The sequence below is a fragment of the Burkholderia sp. NRF60-BP8 genome (assembly GCF_001522585.2).
Classification (GTDB): domain Bacteria; phylum Pseudomonadota; class Gammaproteobacteria; order Burkholderiales; family Burkholderiaceae; genus Burkholderia.
In genome coordinates this window covers 2,186,598-2,206,683 of the sequence record NZ_CP013372.1, presented here as the reverse complement: position 1 = coordinate 2,206,683, position 20,086 = coordinate 2,186,598, and the positions used below count along the sequence as shown (strand labels likewise).

At 66.0% G+C, this 20,086-nt stretch carries 15 protein-coding genes; 12 read left to right on the top strand and 3 right to left on the bottom strand.

Annotated elements, in window-relative coordinates:
* Nucleotides 1-30: 30 nt before the first annotated feature.
* Nucleotides 31-1,452, bottom strand: coding sequence for an aminotransferase-like domain-containing protein (locus WS54_RS10245; protein ID WP_059786200.1), 1,422 nt, complete (start codon nucleotides 1,450-1,452; stop codon nucleotides 31-33).
* Nucleotides 1,453-1,718: 266 nt separating this feature from the next.
* Here WS54_RS10245 and WS54_RS10240 point away from each other — a divergent pair, with 266 nt between their 5' ends.
* Nucleotides 1,719-3,131 (top strand): discoidin domain-containing protein, encoded by a 1,413-nt coding sequence (locus WS54_RS10240; protein WP_059786197.1) that lies wholly within the window; start codon nucleotides 1,719-1,721, stop codon nucleotides 3,129-3,131.
* Between the two features lie 58 nt (nucleotides 3,132-3,189).
* Here the strand turns inward: WS54_RS10240 and WS54_RS10235 are convergent, their stop codons facing one another.
* The gene (locus WS54_RS10235) at nucleotides 3,190-4,305 is read right to left on the bottom strand and encodes a GlxA family transcriptional regulator (protein WP_080747627.1); all 1,116 of its coding nucleotides are present in this window, start codon (nucleotides 4,303-4,305) and stop codon (nucleotides 3,190-3,192) included.
* Between the two features lie 355 nt (nucleotides 4,306-4,660).
* Here WS54_RS10235 and WS54_RS10230 point away from each other — a divergent pair, with 355 nt between their 5' ends.
* The 11 genes from WS54_RS10230 (at nucleotide 4,661) to WS54_RS10180 (ending at nucleotide 18,989) form a co-directional block, all read left to right on the top strand.
* Nucleotides 4,661-5,935: a serine hydroxymethyltransferase gene (locus tag WS54_RS10230; RefSeq protein ID WP_059502295.1), complete on the top strand. Its 1,275-nt coding sequence runs from the start codon at nucleotides 4,661-4,663 to the stop codon at nucleotides 5,933-5,935.
* 38 nt (nucleotides 5,936-5,973) lie between these two features.
* Nucleotides 5,974-6,945 carry a dipeptidase gene (locus tag WS54_RS10225; protein WP_034204261.1) on the top strand — a complete coding sequence of 324 codons (972 nt, stop codon included), beginning with the start codon at nucleotides 5,974-5,976 and terminating at the stop codon, nucleotides 6,943-6,945.
* A 138-nt stretch (nucleotides 6,946-7,083) separates the two neighbouring features.
* Nucleotides 7,084-7,617 carry a DUF5943 domain-containing protein gene (locus tag WS54_RS10220; protein WP_034204262.1) on the top strand — a complete coding sequence of 178 codons (534 nt, stop codon included), beginning with the start codon at nucleotides 7,084-7,086 and terminating at the stop codon, nucleotides 7,615-7,617.
* Between the two features lie 68 nt (nucleotides 7,618-7,685).
* A complete protein-coding gene (locus WS54_RS10215) occupies nucleotides 7,686-9,749 on the top strand; it encodes an NADH:flavin oxidoreductase (RefSeq protein WP_059786195.1) in 2,064 nt (687 codons plus the stop codon).
* Between the two features lie 3 nt (nucleotides 9,750-9,752).
* Nucleotides 9,753-11,678, top strand: a complete 1,926-nt coding sequence (locus tag WS54_RS10210) for a (Fe-S)-binding protein (RefSeq protein ID WP_059786192.1) — start codon at nucleotides 9,753-9,755, stop codon at nucleotides 11,676-11,678.
* Between the two features lie 4 nt (nucleotides 11,679-11,682).
* On the top strand, nucleotides 11,683-12,852 hold the full coding sequence (locus WS54_RS10205) for an electron transfer flavoprotein subunit alpha/FixB family protein (RefSeq protein WP_059786189.1): 1,170 nt from the start codon (nucleotides 11,683-11,685) through the stop codon (nucleotides 12,850-12,852).
* Nucleotides 12,849-13,634, top strand: coding sequence for a drug:proton antiporter (locus tag WS54_RS10200; RefSeq protein WP_034204266.1), 786 nt, complete (start codon nucleotides 12,849-12,851; stop codon nucleotides 13,632-13,634). The genes WS54_RS10205 and WS54_RS10200 overlap by 4 nt, the downstream gene beginning before the upstream one ends.
* Nucleotides 13,635-13,687: 53 nt before the next feature.
* Nucleotides 13,688-14,929 carry an aromatic ring-hydroxylating oxygenase subunit alpha gene (locus tag WS54_RS10195; protein WP_034204267.1) on the top strand — a complete coding sequence of 414 codons (1,242 nt, stop codon included), beginning with the start codon at nucleotides 13,688-13,690 and terminating at the stop codon, nucleotides 14,927-14,929.
* A 29-nt stretch (nucleotides 14,930-14,958) separates the two neighbouring features.
* Entirely contained in the window at nucleotides 14,959-16,107 is a 1,149-nt protein-coding gene (locus WS54_RS10190) for a hybrid-cluster NAD(P)-dependent oxidoreductase (RefSeq protein WP_034204268.1), read from the top strand.
* 134 nt (nucleotides 16,108-16,241) lie between these two features.
* Nucleotides 16,242-17,105 (top strand): glycine betaine ABC transporter substrate-binding protein, encoded by an 864-nt coding sequence (locus WS54_RS10185; RefSeq protein WP_034204269.1) that lies wholly within the window; start codon nucleotides 16,242-16,244, stop codon nucleotides 17,103-17,105.
* Between the two features lie 228 nt (nucleotides 17,106-17,333).
* Entirely contained in the window at nucleotides 17,334-18,989 is a 1,656-nt protein-coding gene (locus WS54_RS10180) for an APC family permease (protein ID WP_059786188.1), read from the top strand.
* A gap of 160 nt (nucleotides 18,990-19,149) precedes the next feature.
* Here WS54_RS10180 and purU read toward each other — a convergent pair whose 3' ends face one another.
* The gene (purU, locus tag WS54_RS10175; RefSeq protein ID WP_059786185.1) at nucleotides 19,150-20,034 is read right to left on the bottom strand and encodes a formyltetrahydrofolate deformylase; all 885 of its coding nucleotides are present in this window, start codon (nucleotides 20,032-20,034) and stop codon (nucleotides 19,150-19,152) included.
* Nucleotides 20,035-20,086 lie beyond the last annotated feature (52 nt).

The following is a 20,086-nucleotide window of genomic DNA, read 5'->3' as shown; positions in this document are numbered from 1 at the left end:
TGCCGCACGTTTCGTGCCGCCCGTCTCATGCTAGCCGCCGTGCCGTTGCCGGGATGCGAGCGTGCCGAGCGTCTCCAGCGCGCGCTCGACGGCCGGTGTCCACGGGCGCCCGTAGTTGAGTCGCAGATAGCGGCGGAAGCCGCCGGTGGCGGAAAAGATCGGCCCGGGCGCGATGCTGACGCCGCTTTCCATCGCGTCGTCGAACAGGTGCATCGCGTCCATGTGCGGCGGCAATTCGATCCACAGAAAATACCCGCCGCGCGGTGCGAACACTTCGGTGTCGGCCGGAAAATACGCGCGCACGGCCGAGAGCATCTGCGCCTGGTGCGCGGCGAGATTGCGTCGCAGCTTGCGCAGGAAACGATCGTATGCGCCGTCGCGCAGGTAGCTCGAAATCGCCATCTGCGCCGGTACGTCGGCGGCCGGCGCGCTCGCGCCCTTGGCCTGGCGGATCTGCCGCACGAAGCGGCCGGCCGCGACCCAGCCGATCCGGAACCCGGGCGCGAGACATTTCGAGAACGACCCGCAATGCAGGACGAGCCCGCTGTCGTCGTACAGTTTCGCCGGGCGCGTGGGCGCCGTGCCGAACTGCAGTTCGCCGTACACGTCGTCCTCGATCAGCGGCACGCCGCGCGACGCGAGCAGGTCGATCAGCGCGCGCTTGCGCTCGTCGGTCAGCGTTGCACCGGTCGGGTTGTGGAACGACGTCATGAACCAGCACGCCCGCACCGGATGCGTGTCGAGCGCCTCGGCGAGCGCGTCGAGGTCGAGGCCGGTGCGCGGGTCGACCGGAATCTCGACGGCCTTCAGGTGCAGGCACTGGACGGCCTGCAGCACCGCATGGAATGCCGGCCGTTCGATCGCGACGATGTCGCCCGGGCGCGTCAGCGCCTGCAGGCTGAGCGTCAGCGCTTCGGTCGCCCCCGTCGTGATCACGATTTCCTCCAGCGGCAACGACCCGCCCGCGTTCAGATAGCGCAACGCGATCTGGCGGCGCAGCGCTTCGTTACCGGGCGGCAGGCCCGCGAGCAGTTTCGTGCGATCCATGTTGCGGGCGGCCGACGCCACGTAGCGCCACAGGCTGCTCATCGGGAACAGCGAATAGCTCGCGAATGCCGAGCCGAGCGGCACGATGTCGTCGCATTTGAGCGAGTCGAGCAGGCGGAACAGCGCATCGTCGTCGCCGGTTTGCGCGGCGCCCGGCTTGCGCGGAGGATCGCGGCCGAACCGAACGTGCTTGTCCGAGACGTTCGCAACGAAATAACCCGAGCGCGCCCGCGCGACGATCAGGCCCTCGCTTTCGAGCGCGTAGTACGCGCGAAACACCGTGGACGGGCTGACGCGATACGCGCGGCATGCCGCGCGCACGGTAGGAATGCGCGCACCGGGCGCCAGGTCGCCGCGCCGGATCGCGTCGGCAATCGTCTGCGCCAGCACCGCATAACGCTTCATGCGTGTCCTCCCGGCGTTGGACCCAGATGACAAAGAGTAGTACGGCAGCCGTCACGTGCAAGCGCGCCCTAAATCGCTGATCCGTATGTTTTAAGCGCGCTCTGATCCTTTTCTTTCGTCTGACCAGAAGGCACACTGCCGCAAGTTTTATTCCCGATGTCCGACCGATACGGAATTCACGCTGCCCGACGGCGGATCCGTGACGCCCGCGCGTGCCGCGCGGGTCCTCGTCAGCGGCGTCCCCACCTTACCCGGAAGCATCCAGCGTGAAATCGAAGACCCTCGTCGCCGTCCTCGTGGCCGGCATCGCCCTCAACCTGTTCAGCGGCGTGGCCGCCGCAGCCTGCGTCAACAATCCCGCCGCCCAGCCGAACGCGACGTTTCCCGCCGCGCTGACCGGCAAGCTGGTCTATCACAGCTACGTCAAGTACGGCGACGGCACGAGCCAGCTTTTCCTCTACGATTTTTCGGCCCATACACTGACGCAACTCAGCAAGAGCGCGTGGGGCATCACCGATCCGATGAACGGCGTTTTCAGCCCCGACGGCAAGTGGCTCGCGTTCATGGGCATCCGCAACGGCGCATGGAACGTGTTCATGCTGCAGCTCGGCGCCGGCACGCCGCCCGTCAACATGACGAACAGCACGGGCGCCACCCGCAACGAAGACCCGAAGTTCAGCGCGGACGGCAAGACGCTCGTGTTCAAGCAGAACGGCGACGTCAAGCAGGCGACGCTGTCGTACACGAGCGCGGGGCCGGTGTTCACGTCCGTCGTGAGCCTGACGAACGCGCCAGCCGGCGCCGAATACTCGATGCCGTTCCTCGCGCCGGACGCGAGCGCCGTGTACTACGCGACGGGCACCGGCTCGAACATGGGGCTGATGAAGCGCACGATCGCGACCGGTGCGACCGCCGTGTTCGATCGTCCGGCCGGGTTGCAGACGTACTACCCGATCGTGCGGGCGGACGGCATGGTGTACTACGCGCGCTGGAAGGACAGCGGCGGAGCCGACCAGATCTATGCGAAGACGGCCGACCCGGCGTCGACGCCGAGCGCGCTGGCGCTCAACGACTGCATGAGCAACAACTCGGACCCGGCGCCTGTCAGTGGTACGAACTATCTGTTTTTCTCGTCGACGACGGCGGGCGGCTATCAGCTCTACGTCGGCGACGTGACGACCGGTCAGCGCTGGAGCCTGTCGCAGTTCGGCGTGAATGCGGACACGACGAAGGCCAAGCTCGGCGCGAACTACTACGGCGGCCCGGCCGCCAGGCAGTTGACGCTGCTGTCGCAAGGCCGTCCGGCCGCCGCATCGGCGAGCTACGACGCGTCGCTGACGGCCGACAAGGCGTTCGACGGCAACACGACGAGCACGCGCTGGGATTCGCCGGAAGGCGCGGGCGTCGATCCGCAATGGATCTCCGTCGATCTCGGTGCGACGAAGACGATCAGCAGCATCGATCTGTACTGGGATGCGGGCGCGCTCGTCTACCAGATCCAGACGTCGAACGACAACGCGAACTGGACGACGATCTACTCGACCAACAACGGCGTGTCGTACGGGCACGTGACGTTGCCGAACCTGAACGGGCAGGGGCGTTACGTGCGGATGCTCGGCACGAAGCGGGCGACGCAGTGGGGGTACTCGCTCGATGAAATGCAGGTGTGGGGATCGTAAGCGCAAACGGAAAAGCGGCCTTCGAGGCCGCTTTTTTTTGCTTCAGATAGTCCGTGCTTCACGCATGCAGCAGATGCGTCGGAAACGCCGGCCCGGCCGCCGCCGCACCCTGCGCGAGCGGCGCAACCTGCTTGCGGCGCTCGCGGGTCGGCGCGACGCCGAACGCGTCGCGATAGCTCTTGCTGAAGTGGCATGCCGACTGGAAGCCGCACGCCATCGTGATGTGCATGATCGACATGTCGGTCTGCAGCAGCAGTTCGCGCGCGCGGCGCAGCCGCAGCGTCAGGTAGTAGTGCGTCGGCGTCATCCCGAGATGCTCGCGGAACAGGCGTTGCAACTGCCGCTGCGACATGTTCGCGAGCCGCGCGAGTTCCTCGCGTGACAGCGGCTCCTCGATGTTGTTCTCCATCAGCGAGATCACTTCGAACAGCGACTTGTTCGCCGAGCCGAGGCGGGCGACGAGCGGCATGCGTTGTTGCGCGCTCGTGTCGCGCACGTGTTCGACGATGAACTGCTCGGCGATCTGCGTGACGCGCGCGGTGCCGACGCGCGCGGCGATCAGGTTCAGCATCATGTCGAGCGGCGCGACGCCGCCCGTGCACGTGATGCGATCGCGGTCGATCACGAACAGTTCCTTCAGGAAGCGCGTGTCCGGAAACTCCTCCTTCAGCGCCGACATGTTCTCCCAGTGGATCGCGCACGCGTAGCCCGCGAGCAGCCCCGACTTCGCGAGTGCATAGGTGCCCGTGCACAGGCTGCCGAGCGGCAGCCCCGAGCGCGCGAAGCGGCGCAGCGTCGACAGGTGAGCAGGCGTGGTCGCGCGCTGCACGTCGACGCCGCCGCACACGAACACGATGTCGGGCTGCCCCACGCATTCGGCCGGCCCCGTGTCGACCGTGAGGCCGTTGCTCGCCGTGACCGGGCCGCCGTCCGGGCTGATCACCGACCAGCGGTAGAGCGGCTGGCCGCTCAGATAATTCGCCATCCGAAGCACCTCGATCGCATTGGTGAACGCGATCATCGTGAAGTTCGGTAAAGGCATGAACGCGAAGTGGGACAGCGACGCTGTGCGGTCGGGCGACATGGGGAGCGTTCCTTGAATCTCTAATAGCTTTTGGCCCGGGGCACGAATCGGGCTGCGGTATTGTGTGAGCGAGTGCAACAAGCGTGCCATACGGCTAAACCCTAGCTCCATACGTTGTCTGGGCATCGGGCCGTTGCTGCACTGCACCGTATCCGGGAGAAGCTGCACGCGAACGTGCGGCAAACGCACTGCCGGTGTGCGTGTCCATAGGTGAATCACCGACACCGTTTCTGGCGATCGTCCCGAAAAGCACGACCGGTCACTTGTATAAAACGGACGCGCATGGCGGAAAAGGCAAAGAACGCGTCTAAATTCATCAATCCGCCGAAAATCCGAACGACAAGAATAGAGCCGTCGGCAGCCTTGCACTGGACGCGCGGGAACCCCAGGCACGGCGGCCCTTGAGCTTCGGTTGCAGCCCTTCATTCTTCGTCACGGACGCACTATGTCGAATACCCAGCCTTTCTTCTCGCAGCCCCTTGCCGAGCGCGACGCGCCGGTGCGCAGCGCCATCCTGAAGGAACTCGAGCGTCAGCAGTCGCAGGTCGAGTTGATCGCGTCGGAAAACATCGTGTCGCGCGCCGTGCTCGAGGCGCAGGGCTCGGTGCTGACCAACAAGTATGCGGAAGGCTATCCCGGTAAGCGCTACTACGGCGGCTGCGAATTCGCGGACGAAGTCGAGGCGCTCGCGATCGACCGCGTGAAGCAGATCTTCAACGCCGGCTATGCGAACGTGCAGCCGCACTCGGGCGCGCAGGCGAACGGTTCGGTGATGCTCGCGCTGGCCAAGCCGGGCGACACGGTGCTCGGCATGTCGCTCGACGCGGGCGGCCACCTGACGCACGGCGCGAAGCCGGCGCTGTCGGGCAAGTGGTTCAACGCCGTCCAGTACGGCGTGAATCGCGACACGCTGCGCATCGATTACGACCAGGTCGAGGCGCTCGCCCACGAGCACAAGCCGAGCCTCATCATCGCCGGCTTCTCGGCGTACCCGCGCGCGCTCGACTTCGCGCGCTTTCGCGCGATCGCCGACAGCGTCGGCGCGAAGCTGATGGTCGACATGGCGCACATCGCGGGCGTGATCGCCGCGGGCCGCCATGCGAACCCGGTCGAGCACGCGCACGTCGTCACGTCGACCACGCACAAGACGCTGCGCGGCCCGCGCGGCGGCTTCGTGCTGACCAACGACGAGGAGATCGCGAAGAAGATCAACTCGGCCGTGTTCCCCGGCCTGCAGGGCGGCCCGCTGATGCACGTGATCGCCGGCAAGGCGGTGGCGTTCGGCGAAGTGCTGCATGCGGACTTCAAGACCTACATCGACAACGTGCTCGCGAACGCACAGGCGCTCGGCGAAGTGCTGAAGGCCGGCGGCGTCGATCTCGTCACGGGCGGCACCGACAATCACCTGCTGCTGGTCGACCTGCGCCCGAAGGGCCTGAAGGGCGCGCCGGTCGAGCAGGCGCTGGAACGCGCGGGCATCACCTGCAACAAGAACGGCATCCCGTTCGACACCGAGAAGCCGACCGTCACGTCGGGCATCCGTCTCGGCACGCCGGCGGGCACGACGCGCGGCTTCGGCGTCGCGGAGTTCCGCGAGATCGGCCGCCTGATCCTCGAAGTGTTCGACGCGCTGCGCGCGAACCCGGAAGGCGATCCCGCCACCGAACAGCGCGTGCGCCGCGAGATCTTCGCGCTCTGCGAGCGCTTCCCGATCTATTGATCGACCCCACCAGAACAGTCACACGAGCGAGAGCAGATATGAGCACGCTGCATCAGGACAGCATCATCATCGACGGACTGAACATCTCGAAGTTCGAGAAGCCGGTGTTCGAGGACATGCGAAAGGGCGGCATCACGGCCGCGAACTGCACGGTGTCGGTGTGGGAAAACTTCGCCAAGACCGTCGACAACATCGGCGTGATGAAGAAGAAGATCCGCGACAACGGCGAGCTGCTGACGCTCGTGCGCACGACGGACGACATCTTCCGCGCGAAGAAGGAAGGCAAGACCGGCATCATCCTCGGCTTCCAGAACGCGCATGCGTTCGAGGACAACCTCGGCTACATCGAGGCGTTCGCCGACATGGGCGTGCGCGTCGTGCAGCTCTGCTACAACACGCAGAACCTGGTCGGCACCGGCTGCTACGAGCGCGACGGCGGGCTGTCGGACTTCGGCCGCGAAGTGATCACCGAGATGAACCGCGTCGGCATCATGGTCGACCTGTCGCATGTGGGCGGCAACACGTCGTCGGAAGCGATCGCATTCTCGAAGAAGCCGGTGTGCTATTCGCACTGCCTGCCGTCGGGCCTGAAGGAGCATCCGCGCAACAAGAGCGACGCGCAGCTGAAGGAGATCGCCGATGCGGGCGGCTTCGTCGGCGTGACGATGTTCGCGCCGTTCCTGAAGCGCGGGATCGAAGCGAACATCGACGACTACATCGAGGCGATCGACTACGTCGTGAACCTGATCGGCGAGGATGCGGTCGGCATCGGCACGGACTTCACGCAGGACTATGCGAAGGAGTTCTTCGACATGCTCACGCACGACAAGGGCCGCTATCGCCAACTGACGAACTTCGGCAAGGTGATCAACCCGGAAGGTATCCGTACGATCGGCGAATTCCCGAACCTGACCGCCGCGATGGAGCGCCACGGCTGGAAGGAATCGCGGATCCGCAAGATCATGGGCGAGAACTGGGTGCGCGTGTTCAAGGACGTGTGGGGCGCGTAAGCGCCACGCCCGCCGAACCGCTCCCCGCGTTTCAACATAAAAAAATCGGGACGTGCCCGCGCCTGCCGCGCGGGCACGCGGACGATGTCGCGCCTGCGCACTGAGCCGCGCGGCCAATTTCCTCACGGAGTCACCACGATGCAACCGCAACTGCCGATCAACGTCGATCCCGATACCGGCGTCTGGACCACCGACGCGCTGCCGATGCTGTACGTGCCGCGCCACTTCTTCACGAACAACCACGTCGCCGTCGAGGAAGCGCTCGGCGTCGAAGCGTATGCCGAGATCCTCTACAAGGCCGGCTACAAGTCCGCTTACCACTGGTGCGACAAGGAAGCGAAGCTGCACGGCCTGACCGGCATGGCCGTGTTCGAGCACTACCTGAAGCGCCTGTCGCAACGCGGCTGGGGCCTGTTCTCGATCATCGAGGCCGATCCGGCCAGCGCCCGCGCGAAGATCGAACTGCGCCACTCGTCGTTCGTGCTCCAGCAACCGGGCAAGGAAGGCAAGCTCTGCTACATGTTCGCCGGCTGGTTCGCGGGCGCGATGGACTGGGTCAACGACACGACGCCGGAAGGCAAGAACGCGCCGCGCGCGCAATCGAAGGAAGTGCAGTGCGCGGCCGAGCATCACGACCACTGCGTCTTCGAAGTGTCGCCGCTCGCGCACTGACGCACCGATGCACTGAAACATATAAACACCCGCAACACGAGACATTCGAACGCCAGAGGTCGCCTGCGATGCGTTATCCCCACCTGTTCAAACCCATGCAGCTGAACCAGCTGACGCTGCGCAACCGGATCGTCAGCACGGCGCACGCGGAAGTGTATGCCGAGCCGGGCGGCCTGCCGGGCGACCGCTATATCCGCTACTACGAAGAAAAGGCGAAGGGTGGCGTCGGCCTGGCCATCTGCGGCGGCTCGAGCCCGGTCTCGATCGACAGCCCGCAAGGCTGGTGGAAATCGGTGAACCTGTCGAACGACAAGATCATCGACCCGCTCACGCGCTTGGCCGACACGATGCACAAGCACGGCGCGAAGATCATGATCCAGGCGACGCACATGGGCCGCCGCTCGTCGTTCCACGGCGAGCACTGGCCGCACCTGATGTCGCCGTCGGGCGTGCGCGAGCCCGTGCACCGCGGCAACGCGAAGATCATCGAGATCGAGGAAATCCGCCGCATCATCGGCGATTTCGCGGCGGCCGCGAAGCGCGTGAAGGCGGCCGGCATGGACGGCATCGAAATCTCCGCCGCGCACCAGCACCTGATCGACCAGTTCTGGAGCAAGCGTTCGAACCATCGCACCGACGAATGGGGCGGCAGCCTCGAAAACCGCCTGCGCTTCGGCATCGAAGTGCTGACGGCCGTGCGCGAGGCGGTCGGCAAGGACTTCTGCGTCGGTCTGCGCATGTGCGGCGACGAATTCCACGAGGACGGCCTCGATCACGAAGCGCTGAAGGAAATCGCGCAGGCGATGTCGGAGACGGGCCTGATCGACTACCTGAGCGTGGTCGGGTCGGGCGGCGACACGCACAACACGATCGCGAACTGCATGCCGCCGATGGCGCTGCCGCCGGAGCCGTTCGTGCACCTCGCGGCCGGCATCAAGTCGGTCGTGAAGATCCCGGTGATGCACGCGCAGAGCATCCGCGACGCGGGCCAGGCCGAGCGCCTGCTCGCGAACGGCATGATCGACCTGGTCGGCATGACGCGCGCGCAGATCGCCGATCCGCACATGGTGATCAAGATCCGCGACGGCCGCGAGGACGAAATCAAGCAGTGCGTCGGCGCGAACTACTGCATCGACCGCCAGTACAACGGTCTAGACGTGCTGTGCATCCAGAACGCCGCGACGTCGCGCGAAGCGACGATGCCGCACATCATCGAGAAGTCGCGCGGTCCGAAGCGCAAGGTCGTGGTGGTCGGCGCCGGCCCCGCGGGCCTCGAGGCGGCGCGCGTCGCGAAGCTGCGCGGCCACGACGTCGTGCTGTTCGAGAAGAACGCGGAAGTGGGCGGCCAGGTGATGATCGCCGCGAAGGCGCCGCAGCGCGAGCAGATGTCGGGGATCATCCGTTGGTTCGACATGGAAACGAAGCGTCTGGGCGTCGACCGGCGTCTCGGCGTGGCCGCCGACGAGAAGACGATCATGGCCGAGAAGCCGGACATCGTCGTGCTCGCGACGGGCGGCTCGAGCTTCACGTGGCAGGTGCCGGCGTGGGGCGTGGCCGAAGGCCTCGCCGTCAGCTCGTGGGACATCCTGACCGGCAAGGTCGAGCCGAAGCAGAACGTGCTGCTGTTCGACGGCGTGAGCACGCATGCGGGCGCGGGCGTGGCCGACTTCATGGCGAGCCGCGGCTCGAAGGTCGAGGTCGTCACGCCGGACGTGAAGGTGGCCGACGACTGCGGCGGCACGACGTTCCCGATCTTCTATCGCCGCCTGTACGCATTCGGCGTGATTCCGACGCCGAACACGATGCTCGATCGCGTCTATGAAGAGAACGGCAAGATGATCGCCGTGCTGCGCAACGAGTACACGGAAGAGCTGGAAGAGCGCGCGGTCGACCAGGTGGTGATCGAGAACGGTTCGTCGCCGAACGACGAACTGTACTGGAAGCTCAAGCCGGAGTCGGTGAACCGCGGCCAGATCGATCCGCACACGCTGTTCGCGGCCGAGCCGCAGCCGTGCCTGTCGGAAGAACTCGGCAACGGCCGTTTCCTGCTGTTCCGTGTCGGCGACTGCATTTCGATGCACAACGTCCACGGGGCCATCTACGACTCGCTGCGTCTCGTGAAGGATTTCTGAAAGATGAACCCGTCCTTCCTCATTACCGCCCTGTTGTGGCTGTCGGTGGCGGGGCTCGCGTTCGCGGTCGCGAAGCGCTCGTCATACTGGCGTCTGGGCCGCGCCACGGCGCCGGGCGCGTTCGGCGTCGCGAACCTGTTCGCGATTCCGAAGCGTTATTTCGTCGACCTGCACCACGTGGTCGCCCGCGATCCGTACATCGCGAAGACCCACGTCGCGACCGCCGGCGGCGCGATCGGCGCGCTCGCGCTGGTGTTCGTCAACTACGGCCTCGCGATCTACTCGCCGTGGCTCGACAAGCTGATCTTCCTCGCGGCGCTCGCGATGCTGGTCGGCGCGGTGTTCGTGTGGCGTCGACGCGCGGCGAAGGACGTGCCGGCGCGCCTGTCGCGCGGCCCGTGGAATACGCTGCCCTGGCTGCTCGGTTCGTTCGCGCTCGGCCTCGTGCTGTTCATGCTGGTGCCGACCGGCGCGATGTCGGGGGCGTTCGCGGTGCTCTGCGCGCTGCTGATCGGCATCGGCGCGTTCACGATGACGATCGGTGCTGCGAAGGGCGGCCCGATGAAGCATGCGATCGCCGGCCTGCTGCACCTCGCGTTCCACCCGCGCCAGGAGCGTTTCGCCGCGACGCGCGAATCGTTCACCGGCAACGGCACGGCCACGCCGCCGACCGCGCTGAAGCTGCCGGACATCGAGCATCAGGAGTACGGCGTCGCGAAGCCGGTCGAATTCCGCTGGAACCAGCTGCTGAGCTTCGACGCCTGCGTGCAGTGCGGCAAGTGCGAAGCCGCGTGCCCCGCGTTCGCGTCGGGCCAGCCGCTCAATCCGAAGAAGCTGATCCAGGATCTCGTGGTCGGGATGGCCGGCGGCACCGATGCGGCGTACGCGGGCAGCCCGTCGCCGGGCATCCCGGTCGGCCAGCATCGCGGCGAGCCGAACGGCCCGATCGTGTCGGGCCTGATCGAGGAGCAGACGCTGTGGTCGTGCACGACCTGCCGCGCATGCGTGCAGGAGTGCCCGATGCTGATCGAGCACGTCGACGCGATCGTCGACATGCGCCGCAACCGCACGCTCGTGCACGGCGCGGTGCCGGGCAAGGGCCAGGAAGTGCTCGCGAACCTGCGCGAGACGGGCACGATGGGCGGCTACGACACCGCCGCACGTTACGACTGGTCGGTGGACCTGAGTGCGCCCGTCGCGCAACCCGGCAAGCCGGTCGACGTGCTGTTCGTCGCGGGCGAAGGCGCGTTCGACATGCGCTATCAGCGTACGCTGCGCGCGTTCGTGAAGGTGCTGAACAAGGCGGGCGTCGACTACGCCGTGCTCGGCCCGACCGAGACCGACACGGGCGACGTCGCCCGCCGGCTCGGCGACGAAGCGACGTTCCAGCAGATGGCGAAGCGCCTGATCGGCACGCTCGGCACGCTGTCGTACAAGCAGATCGTGACGGCCGACCCGCACGTGATGCACAGCCTGCGCAACGAATACCGTGCGCTCGGGCTGCGCGTGACGGTCAAGCATCACACGACCTATCTGGCCGAACTGGCCGACAGCGGCAAGATCGCGCCGAAGGCCGTCGAGGCGCTGCAGGAGAAACGCACGACCTATCACGACCCGTGCTACCTCGGCCGCTACAACGGCGAGACCGAAGCGCCGCGCAAGCTGCTGAAGACGATCGGCATCCAGGTCGTCGAGATGGAGCGCAACGGCATGCGCGGCCGCTGCTGCGGCGGTGGCGGCGGAGCGCCGCTGACCGACATCCCGGGCAAGCAGCGCATCCCGGACATCCGCATCGCCGACGCGCGCACGATCGGCGCGGACGTGGTCGCGGTCGCGTGCCCGAACTGCACGGCCATGCTCGAAGGCGTCGTGGGCCCGCGCCCCGACGTGCTCGACGTCGCCGAACTCGTCGCCGCCTCGCTGGAGTGAATCGATGAATACGATCAAACGAATCGATCCGCGCCGGCCGTTCGTCATCACGGCCGCCGGCCTGAAGCGCATCACGCTCGGCGAGGAAGGCAGCGCCGATGCGAACGCCGCGCAGTGGTCCGCGCACGGTCGTGGCGCCGCGGCCGCGAAGCCGCGCCGCGCGCTGCAGGACCCGAAGCACGTGATGCTGGTGGTCGCGCATAGCGAACGCGGCGCGCTCGACGACCATTCGCGGCAGGCGATCGCCGCCGCGGCCGTGCTCGCCGATGCGCAAACCGAAGTCGCGCTGCTCGCGTTCGGCGAACTGAAGGACGACGTGGCCGAACTCGGCGTCGACAAGCTGCTCGAGCTGGCCGGCTTCGAACGCCGCGCGTTCGATCCCGAAAGCGAATTGCAAGCATTGCAGGCCTGCGTGGCCGCGCTCGCGCCGAAACACGTGTTCGTGCCCGACAACGCGACGGGCGACGGCGATCTCGGCCGGCGTTACGCGGCGGCCGCCGGTGCGAGCGTCGCGACTCACGTCGTCGAAATCGACGCGAAGCATGTCGGCGCGTATGCCCAGGCGGGACGTGCGTTTGCCACCCGCGCGCTGCCCGACGTGATCCTGCTCGCGCAGAACGCGGTCGAAGCGAAGCTGCCGTTCGTCGGCGCGGGCGAACGCGTCGCCGCCGATTTCATCCGCCCGGCGCGCGATGCCGCGCAGCCGTATCGCGATCTCGGTCTCGACGAAATCGACGCGGCCCAGGTCGCGCTCGAGGAAGCCGATTTCATCGTGTCGGCCGGCAACGGCGTGTCCGACATCGGCGCGTTCGAGCGGCTGGCCGGCGTGTTCGGCGCGGCGATCGGCGCGAGCCGCGTCGCGGTTGACAACGGCCACTTCACGCGCGACAAGCAGGTCGGCGCGACCGGCAAGACGGTCGAGGCGAGCGTGTACATCGCGTTCGGCATCTCCGGCGCGGTGCAGCACCTGCAGGGGATCAAGGACTGCCGCCACGTGATCGCGGTGAACCTCGACGGCAGCGCGCCGATCGCGAAGCGCGCGAACCTGACGGTGGTCGGCGACGCGCAGGCGACGATCGCCGCGCTGATCGAACAGGTCCAGGCCGCGCGGGCCGCGCGCGGCGAATCGCCGGCCGCGGTCGGTACCCGTGAACCCGAAGGAGTCGCCGCATGAACGCCCCTCGCCCCTTGCAACGCATCGCGGTGCTCGTGTCCGTCGGCCGGCACCCGGTCAGCGGCGTCGCGCGCTACAGCCGCAACGATGCGGCCGCGCTCGAAACCGGCCGCCAGCTCGCGGACAAGCATCGCGCGACGCTCGACGTGATCCATGCAGGCGACCCCGCGAATGCGGCGCTTGCCGACTATCTGGCGCTCGGTGCGCGGGAGGTCGAAGTGCTGGCCTGCCGCGACGGCGACGACGCCGTGCACGCACTCGCCGCGCGTGTCGACGGCTACGACCTCGTGCTGACCGGCACGCGCGCCGAGGGCGCGTACGACACCGGGATGCTGCCGTACCGTGTCGCCGCGGCGCTCGGCTATCCGCTCGTCGGCTCGGCCGTCGACGTGACGGTCGAAGGCGGTCGCGCGGCGGTTCGGCAATTTTTGCCGAAAGGGCTGCGGCGGCGTGTCGACGCGGCGCTGCCGGCCGTCGTCGCCGTGCATCCGCTCGCCGGCGTCGAGCCGCGCTATGCGTATGCGCGGCTGCGCGCCGGCGCGATTCGGCCCGCGCTCGCGGCGCCCGGTGCGGACGCCGACGCGGCCGCGTGGACGGTCGGCCCGGTCGAGCGTAAGCCCGTCAAGCTGGTCGCCGCCGAGAAGCGCTCCGGGCATGCCCGGATGCTGTCCGCGACGACGACCGAAAGCCGCGGCGGCAACGTCGTAAATGAAGGGAGTTCGGTCGAAAAAGCACAAGTGATCCTCGCGTATTTGCGCGAGCATCAGCTCATCGACTACTGATTTTGATGCCTGTCGGCAAGAAACCCAGGGATGCAAGGAATCCGGAGCAAACGATGAAAGTATCGGCAGACATTCGTGCATTGATCGAGCGGCGCAAGGAAGGGCACAGCCTCGACGCACCGTTCTACACGAGCGAGGACATCTTCGCGCTCGACATGGAGGCGATTTTCCGCCAGCACTGGATCCAGGTGGCGATCGAACCGGACATTCCCGAGCCGGGCGATTACGTGACCGTGCAGTTGGGCAGCGATTCGATCCTGATCGTGCGCGACGACGACATGGCGATCCGCGCGTTCCACAACGTGTGCCGTCACCGCGGCGCGCGCCTGTGCAACGAGGACAAAGGCTCGGTCGGCAACATCGTGTGCCCGTACCACAGCTGGACCTACAACCTGACGGGCCAACTGATGTTCGCCGAGCACATGGGCGAGAAGTTCGACCGGTGCAAGCACAGCCTGAAGTCGGTGCACGTCGAGAACCTCGCGGGCCTGATCTTCATCTGCCTCGCCGACGAGCCGCCGGTCGATTTCGCGCAGATGCGGGCCGAGATGGAGCCGTACCTGCTGCCGCACGATCTGCCGAACACGAAGATCGCCGCGCAGATCGACATCATCGAGGAAGGCAACTGGAAGCTCACGATGGAGAACAACCGCGAGTGCTATCACTGCGTCGCGAACCATCCGGAGCTGACGATCTCGCTGTACGAATACGGCTTCGGCTACCAGCGCTCCGACGCGAACGCCGAAGGCATGGACGCATTCGCCGAAACCTGCGTGCGGCGCGGCAAGGAGTGGGCCGAGATGGGCCTGCCGTCCGCCGAAATCGAAAAGCTGCTCGACGTGACGGGTTTCCGCACGCAACGCCTGCCGCTGGACCGCGACGGCGAATCGCAGACGCTCGACGCGAAGGTCGCGTCGAAGAAGTTGCTCGGCGGTTTCGACAGGGCCGATCTCGGCGGGCTGTCGTTCTGGACCCAGCCGAATTCGTGGCACCACTTCATGAGCGATCACATCGTGACGTTCTCGGTGATTCCGCTGTCGGCCGGCAAGACGCTCGTGCGCACGAAGTGGCTCGTGCACAAGGACGCGAAGGAAGGCATCGACTACGACGTGAAGAACCTCACGGCCGTGTGGAACGCGACCAACGACCAGGATCGCGCGCTCGTCGAATTCTCGCAGCGCGGCGCGAACAGCAGCGCGTACGAGCCGGGCCCGTATTCGCCGTACACGGAAGGTCTCGTCGAAAAATTCTCGGCCTGGTACATCGGCCGGCTCGCCGAAAAAACCGGCGCGTAGTACTTAGCAGCGTATAAGCGGAGCAAGACATGATGCGAGATGCGGCCAATTTCGAGCCGGCGGACAGCCGGGTGACGCACCCGGCCTTCTGGAACGCGCTGCCCGAGCGCTGGACGAGCGACGTCGAGGAAACGCTGGTGTGCTGCCACGTGCGGCAGGAAACCCACGACGTGAAGAGCTTCTTCTTCCGTTCGCCGCAGGGCCGCACGTTCTCGTTCGAGCCCGGGCAGTTCATCACGCTCGAGCTCGACATCGACGGCGAGACGATCAACCGCTGCTACACGATTTCGTCGTCGCCGGCGCGGCCGCACACGATCTCGATCACGGTGAAGCGCGTGCCGGGCGGCAAGGTGTCGAACTGGCTGCACGACAACCTGCAGCCGGGCGCGTCGGTGCGCGTGCTCGGCCCGGCCGGCGAATTCACGTGCGCGCGGCATCCGGCGCGCAAGTACCTGTTCCTGTCGGCCGGCTCGGGCATCACGCCGCTGATGTCGATGAGCCGCGCGCACCATGATCTCGCGGAAGATCGCGACATCCTGTTCGTGCACAGTGCACGCACGCCGGACGACATCATCTTCGCGCGCGAGCTCGATCTGATCGCGTCGAACCACACGAATTTCCGCACGTCGTTCGTCGTCGAGCGCGTCGGCGCGCGCACCAACTGGCCGGGCGTCACGGGCTTCCTGACGCTGCCGCTGCTGAAGCTGATCGCGCCGGATTTCATGGAACGCGAGATCTTCACGTGCGGCCCCGCGCCCTACATGAAGGCCGTGCGCGACCTGCTCGACGAAGCCGGCTTCGATCGCAAGCAATATCACGAGGAAAGCTTCTCGTTCGAGACGCTCGCGCAGACGGCGAGCGACGAGCTGCTCGCCGATCTCGCGCCGCCGGTCGAAGGCGGCGACGCCGGCACGAAGCAGTACACGGTCAGCTTCGCGAAGAGCAACCGCGAGATCTCGTGCGGCTCGGAGCAGCACGTGCTCGACGCGGCGCGCCAGTCGGGCGTGCGGCTGCCGGCATCGTGCACGCAGGGCATGTGCGGCACCTGCAAGGTGAAGCTGGTGTCGGGGCAGGTCGACATGAAGCACAACGGCGGCATCCGCCAGCGCGAGATCGATCAGGGGATGGTGCTGCTGTGCTGCAGCAAGCCGCTGTCGGATCTCGTGATCGACAAGTAGTCGAAACTCGCCGTCGGCTGTCCGGGTGCGTCGCATCCGGACAAGCATCCGTCGGAAAACAACGATACCGCGGATTTGTGGTTGAAGAACCTAGAGAGACAACGCGCACGGTGCGCAGACCAAGGAGATCGACCATGAAGCTGTTCGGAAAACTGTTGTGGACCGGCACCCTGTCGGCGATGGTGGCATTGAGCGCATCGGCGCTCGCCGATACGAAGCCGACGCTGAAAATCGGCTACGTCGAAGGCTGGGACGACAGCGTCGCGACGTCGAACGTCGCGGCCCGCGTCATCGAGAAGAAGCTCGGCTACGAGGTGAAGCTCGTGCCGGTGGCGGCCGGGATCATGTGGCAGGGCGTCGCGCGCGGCGATCTCGATGCGACGCTGTCCGCGTGGCTGCCGGTCACGCACGGCTCGTACTGGGACGAGTACAAGGCCAAGGTCGTCGACCTCGGCGCGAATTTTCCCGATGCGAAGATCGGCCTGATCGTGCCCGCGTACGTGAAGGCGAAGAGCATCGACGACCTCAATGCGGAGAAGGGCAGCTTCGGCGGCCGGATCGTCGGCATCGATGCGGGCGCCGGCGTGATGCGCAAGACCGACGACGCGATCAAGAGCTACGGGCTGAACTACACGCTGATGCCGAGCTCGGGCAGCGCGATGACGGCCGAGCTGTCGCGTTCGGTCAATGCGAACAAGCCGGTCATCGTGACGGGCTGGGCGCCGCACTGGATGTTCGCGAAGTGGAAGCTGCGCTTCCTCGAGGATCCGAAGAAGGTGTTCGGCGGCGCCGAGCACGTCGACAGCGTCGTGAATCCGGGACTCGAAACCAAGGCGAAGCCGGTCGTCGCGTTCCTGAAGAAATTCCAGTGGAAGCCGGGTGAAATCGACAGCGTGATGCTCGCGATCCAGAACGGCTCGAAGCCGGAAGCGGCCGCGGATGCGTGGATTGCGGCGCATGCCGACCGCGTGAATTCGTGGACGGAAGGCGCACAGTAAGCATTCCGATATATGTCGCACCAATCGTCATAAAAAACACGCCGGGAATGGCACGCAGGAATCCGAAATAATCAGGATGTCATGCGGCCATATCCCGGAATTCTTTTGCGGATTCTGCAAAAAAGCGCGTAAGTTGTTACACTAGCGCCCTTGCGTGGAGTCATCACAGCTTTGCATGGGACCAGAGTAAGCGCCAAAGCGCTGACACTGATCGACAGGAGGAATTGGATGAGTCAAGCAGGACTGCGTGCGAATCGCACCAGTGATGTCGAGGCAACCATCTCACATGATTCGACGGGCCACACGCTGCATCGTGGCCTGACCTGGAAAGACGCTTTTTGGGTAACGAGCGGCGTGCCGGCAGGCGTGCTATTCACGATCGGCGGCGTATGCGCGACGATCGGCCAGCCCGCGTGGGCGATCTGGATCGCCGCGATCACGATGGGCCTGATTCAAAGCGCGACTTATGCGGAAATCTCGGGGCTATTTCCTCATAAATCGGGCGGCGCGTCCGTGTACGGCGCGATCGGCTGGGTTCGCTACAGCAAACTGATTGCCCCGGTTTCCGTTTGGTGCAACTGGCTCGCGTGGTCGCCGATGCTCGCGCTCGGCTGCGGGCTCGCGGCGAGCTATGCGCTCACGAGTCTCTTTCCCGCCGATGCGGCGGTGCTGCACTGGCAGCTCAAGGTTGCGGATCTCGGTTTCATCAAGCCCGGTCTGTCATTGCGGATCAACGCGACATTCATCATCGCGACGATTCTGCTCCTCATCACGTTCAAGCTTCAGCACAGCGGCGCGTCGAAGGCTGCACGCACGCAGCGCATTCTCGGCATTGCATCGCTCACGCCGCTCCTGATCGTCGGCATCGTGCCGTTCGTCACCGGCGACGTGCCGATGTCGAACCTGCTGCCGCTGTTGCCGCTCGGTCACGATGCACAAGGCAACCTCACCGCCGCGACGTTCGGCTCGTGGAACGGGCAGGGCGTGACGATGGCGCTCGGCGCGATGTTCATGGCCGGCTGGGCGTCGTACGGTTTCGAGACGGCCGTCTGCTACACGCGCGAATTCCGCGATCCGCGCCGCGACACCGCCAAGGCGATCTTCTGGTCGGGCGCGTTGTGCTTGGTCGTGATGACGCTCGTGCCGATGGCGTTCCAGGGCGCGCTCGGCACGCAGGCGATGCTCGATCCGGCGATCGGCGACGGCACCGGCGTCGCGGCCGCGATGGCGAAGATCGTCGGCGGCGGCGCGTGGGTCGCGAATGCGGTCGTCGTGATGCTGATGCTGTCGATCCTGCTGATCGTGATGACGTCGATGATGGGCTCGTCGCGCACGCTGTACCAGGCGTCGGTCGACGGCTGGCTGCCGAAGTACCTGTCGCACGTGAACGAGCACGGCTCGCCCACCCGCGCGATGTGGACCGACCTCGGCTTCAACCTCGTGCTGCTGATGATGTCGGACTACATGACGGTGCTGTCTATCTCGAACGTCTGCTACATGTTGTTCGTATTCCTGAATCTTCAGTCCGGCTGGATCCACCGGATGGATCGCGGCAACTGGGATCGGCCGTTCCGCTGCCCGACGTGGCTGCTCGTCGGCGGCGCGATCTGCGGCTATGCGAACCTCGTCTACGTCGGCGCGGGTGCGAACCTGCAAGGCGAAGGCACGCTGCGCAACGGGTTGATCGCGATGCTGCTGATCGTGCCGGTGTTCCTCTATCGCCACTACTGGCAGGATCGCGGCCGCTTTCCCGCGCAGATGCAGCGCGACATGGAACTCGAAGTGCCGAAGCGCGCGCCGTGGCTGAGCTTGATGCCGTATGTGGCGCTGATCGGTGCTGCGCTGACGATCTGGTTGTCGTATTACTTCGCGTGGGTGAAGTGACGCGTTAATGCGTGCGTGTCGCAGCACGTGATGGCTTCGTAGAGCATACGCGGGGCCGTCGCGTGAAGCGCCGTCGCAACACGACGACAAAAGAGGCCCGACCGGTTTACCGGTCGGGCCTCGTTCGTTTCCGTCGCGTTCGAGTGCGGCTGCGACCCGCTTACGAAAACACCACCGTCCGATCGCCGTTCAAAAACACCCGCCGCTCGATGAACGCCTTCACCGCACGCGCGAGCGTGAGGCTTTCGACGTCGCGTCCCACCGCGAGCAATTGCTCGGGTCGCAGCGCATGATCGACACGCTCCACGACCTGCTCGATGATCGGGCCTTCGTCGAGATCGTCGGTCACGAAGTGCGCGGTCGCGCCGATCAGCTTCACGCCGCGCGCATGTGCCTGGTGATACGGCTTCGCGCCCTTGAAGCCGGGCAGGAACGAATGATGGATGTTGATCGCGCGGTTCGCGAGCTTCGCGCTCGTCTCCTGCGACAGCACCTGCATGTAGCGCGCGAGGATCACGAGCTCGGCGCCGCTCGATTCGAAGAAGTCGAGCCATTGCGCTTCCTGCTGCGCCTTGGTCTCGGCCGTGATCGGGAAGTGCCGGAACGGCAGCCCGTGCTGTGCGGCGAGCGGCTCGAAGTCGGGGTGGTTCGACACGATGCCGACGATGTCCATCTTCAGCTCGCCCATCCGCCAGCGGAACAGCAGATCCGCGAGGCAGTGCTCGAGCTTCGACACCATGATCAGCACCTTCGGCCGCGCGTTGACGTCGTGGATCGCCCACTGGATGTCGCCGTCGTGGCCGCCGAGTCCGGCCGCGATCGGCGCGAATTCCTGACGCAGTGCGTCGATCTGCAGCGTCTCATCCGTCGGATGAAAGACGCAGCGCACGAAGAAGCGATTGCTGAGATCGTCGTCGAACACGTTCAGCGCATCGACGTAGCAGCGATGGCGGTCGAGAAAGCCGACGACGGCGGCGACCTGGCCGGCCGCGCTCGGGCACGACAGTGTCAGGACGAATTGATCGGGGCGGTGCTCGGCGGTCATGAGACTCCTCGGATGGCAGGGGCGCACGGCCGCGCGGCGGCGCACGAAGCGC